Consider the following 3,247-nt stretch of genomic DNA (forward strand, 5'->3'; position numbering starts at 1 on the left):
CGCCGCTGCCCTACAAGCTCACCATCTGGACCATCAGCGCCATGATGTGCGGCGTGGCGGGCGCGCTGTACGTGCCGCAGGTGGGCATCATCAACCCCGGCGAGATGAGCGCCGCCAACTCCATCGAGATCGCGGTCTGGGCCGCCGTGGGCGGGCGCGCCACGCTGATCGGCCCCATCGTCGGCGCCTTCATCGTCAACGGCGCCAAGAGCTGGCTCACGGTGACGGCGCCGGAGTTCTGGCTGTATTTTCTGGGCGCGTTGTTCATCGCCGTGACGCTGTTCCTGCCCCACGGCGTGGTGGGATTGGTAAAAAAACTCAAAAGCAAAACCTCCCCAGGAGCCGCACCATGACCCCCGACCTGATGGACGAAGGCGCCCGGCGCCTGCACAAGGCGCAGGCAGCCGTGGCCACTCCGGGCCAGACCGAATCCGGGGGCCGCGCCGCAGGCTTCTCGCGCATTGCCACGCCCGGCGCTGTGGACGTGACCCATGGCCGCATCCTGTACCTGGAAGACGTGCACGTCAGCTTTGACGGCTTCAAGGCCATCAACGGCCTGAACCTGGACATTGCCCCCGGCGAGCTGCGCTGCATCATCGGCCCCAACGGTGCGGGCAAGACCACGATGATGGACATCATCACCGGCAAGACGCGGCCCAACAAAGGCAGCGTGTTCTTTGGCAGCACCATCGACCTGCTGCGCCACAACGAGCCCGAGATTGCCAGCTTAGGCATTGGCCGCAAGTTCCAGAAGCCCACCGTGTTCGAGCAGCTCACGGTGTTCGAGAACCTGGAGCTGGCCCTCAAAACCCACAAGGGCGTGGCATCGAGCATGTTCTTCCAGCTCGATTCAAAGCAGTCCGACCGGCTGGCCGACATCCTGCACACCATCCACCTGGCGGACAGCGTGGCGCGCCAGTCGGGCAACCTGAGCCACGGACAAAAGCAGTGGCTGGAGATTGGCATGCTGCTGATGCAAGAGCCCCAGCTGCTGCTGCTGGACGAGCCCGTGGCCGGCATGACCGACGACGAAACCGCCCGCACCGCCGAGCTGTTCTTGACGCTCAAGGGCCAGCACTCGCTGATGGTGGTGGAGCACGACATGTCGTTCATCCGCACCATCAGCGAGAAAGTCACCGTGCTGTGCGATGGCGCCGTGCTGGCCGAGGGCACGCTGGACCAGGTGCAGGCCGACGAGCGCGTGATCGATGTGTACCTGGGCCGCTGACGCCGCCGCCCCGCCAACTATCAAAACCATAGCTGCTCGCGCTTACTGCATAAGCCCTAGAGCCAAAAAACACCTAAAACCACCATGCTCACCGTCCAGAACCTCCACCAGTACTACGGCGGCTCCCACATCCTGCGCGATGTGGGCCTGAGCGCCGCCCCCGGCCAAGTCACCGTGCTGCTGGGGCGCAACGGCGTGGGCAAGACCACGCTGCTCAAAAGCCTGATGGGTTTGGTGCCCATCCGAAGCGGCACCATCACCTGGAATGGCCAGCCCATCCAGCACCAAACGCCCTACGAGCGCGCGCGCAGCGGCATCGGCTTCGTGCCCCAGGGCCGGGAGATTTTTGGCCGCCTCACCGTCGAAGACAACCTGCGCATGGGCCTGGCCTACAAAAGCGGCTCCACGCCCATCCCCGAGCACCTGTACACGCTGTTCCCGGTGCTCAAGCAGATGCTCAAACGGCGCGGCGGCGACCTCTCGGGCGGGCAGCAGCAGCAACTGGCCATTGCCCGCGCGCTGGCGCCCAGCCCCAGCCTGCTGATCCTGGACGAGCCCACCGAAGGCATCCAGCCCAGCATCATCAAAGACATTGGCCGCGTCATCCGCCAGTTGGCCGACCACGGCCTGGACGGCCACCCCGTGGCCGTGCTGCTGTGCGAGCAGTACTACGACTTTGCCGAAGAACTGGCCGACGAGTACCTGGTGATGGAGCGCGGCGAAGTCATCGCCCACGGGCCGGGCAGCGAGATGCAGGAAAAGGGAATCCAGCGGCTGGTGGCCATTTGAGGCAGCGCACGGCCCAGGGCGCCAGAACCGCCAAAAAACAGCATCCAATCAGGCTCTAACGCGCGCCAGATAAGCGCGAGCAGCTATCATTTCAGGATTGATTCAGGCGCCAGCGCCTTACACCACACAAGGCCCCAGCCACACGCCGCTGCGCAGGCGCTCGGGCGGCTGCTGCGCCCACACCTGGGCGCTGGCGTCCCAGGTGTCCACCTGCACATGCAGCCCGGCGAACACGCCGTAACCGTCGCCCGCGCGAATGTCCTCGCCCGCCGACAGGCTCTCGCCCGCCTTGATGGCGCCGCCCGCATGGATGCACTCGCCCGCCTTGATGCCCCAGCCCGCCTCCAGGTGCTGCACGCCGGTGATGGCGCCGCCCACCCAAATGCCCTGCCCCACGCGCACGCTGGCCGCGCCCGTCAGGTGCCCGCCCACGCGCACGCCCTTGTCGCACTCCACGCTGCCGTGGGCGATCAGGTCTTGCCCGACAAACGCGCCGCCTTTGAGCGCCAGCGTGCCGTGGCACACCAGATCCCACCCGGCGCGCAGGTCGCCGCCGCAGCGGATATCGCCCTCGGCCTCCACGCCCCAGTCCGCGCGCAGGTCGCCGCCCACTTGCAGCAGGCCCTGGCTGACGATGGCGCCCGCGACGCGGACGTCCTCGCCCACCACGATGGATTCGCCAGCGCGCACGCCGCCGCCCGCCCGAATGGAGCGCCCCGTCTGCAACACGCCCGACACATCGACGTTGCCGCGCACCACCAGCGTGCCCGCAAACACGAGGGCGTCGGCCTCCAGGCGGTCCAGCGTCAGCACCTCGTTGGTGGGGCCAAACTGCGACAGCAGCCAGCAGGCATCGCCCACGCGCCCGGCGTTGACCAGGGTATCGAGCGCCTGCTGGTAGCCGCTGCCGTCCTCGACATGGCGGCTGAACCAGCGAAAACCATCGGCGCAGGGGCTTTTGGCGCGCAAGAATTTTTTGGTGAATTCCATGGCCATCACCCCTGGCATGGCAGCGGGCGCGCGAACGCGGGCGGTGGGTGGACGAGGAACGAACCGATGGGCGTAGGCCCACCAACAGAATCTGGGTGCATGGGGCATCTCTGGGGGGGAGCGGCCCGTGCCGGTGCGCAAAGGCGCACATCCGCAGGCCGCCATCGCGCTGGGCGGGTGCCCGGCGATGGATGTTCTGCGCAGATGGGGGAGGAAAGGTTATCGCCGGGCGGAGGAATG

At 67.0% G+C, this 3,247-nt stretch carries 4 protein-coding genes; 3 read left to right on the forward strand and 1 reads right to left on the reverse strand.

Annotation, left to right across the window (positions count from 1 at the left end):
* The 3 genes from PHX69_RS15850 to urtE form a co-directional block, all read left to right on the forward strand.
* Positions 1–353: ABC transporter permease subunit (locus tag PHX69_RS15850; protein ID WP_502958554.1), on the forward strand; the 353-nt coding region annotated here is incomplete at its 5' end.
* Positions 350–1,228 carry an urea ABC transporter ATP-binding protein UrtD gene (urtD, locus tag PHX69_RS15855; protein ID WP_288045075.1) on the forward strand — a complete coding sequence of 293 codons (879 nt, stop codon included), beginning with the start codon at positions 350–352 and terminating at the stop codon, positions 1,226–1,228. The genes PHX69_RS15850 and urtD, both read left to right, overlap by 4 nt.
* Before the next feature lie 84 nt (positions 1,229–1,312).
* The gene (gene urtE, locus PHX69_RS15860) at positions 1,313–2,017 is read left to right on the forward strand and encodes an urea ABC transporter ATP-binding subunit UrtE (protein ID WP_288045077.1); all 705 of its coding nucleotides are present in this window, start codon (positions 1,313–1,315) and stop codon (positions 2,015–2,017) included.
* Between the two features lie 117 nt (positions 2,018–2,134).
* On the opposite strand, the gene PHX69_RS15865 is transcribed toward urtE, so the two are convergent.
* Complete coding sequence (locus PHX69_RS15865; protein WP_288045079.1) at positions 2,135–3,007, reverse strand: hypothetical protein; 873 nt, start codon at positions 3,005–3,007, stop codon at positions 2,135–2,137.
* Positions 3,008–3,247 lie beyond the last annotated feature (240 nt).

It is taken from the genome of Simplicispira sp. (genome assembly GCF_028687295.1).
In the GTDB taxonomy this organism is placed as follows: Bacteria; Pseudomonadota; Gammaproteobacteria; order Burkholderiales; family Burkholderiaceae_C; genus Simplicispira; species Simplicispira metamorpha.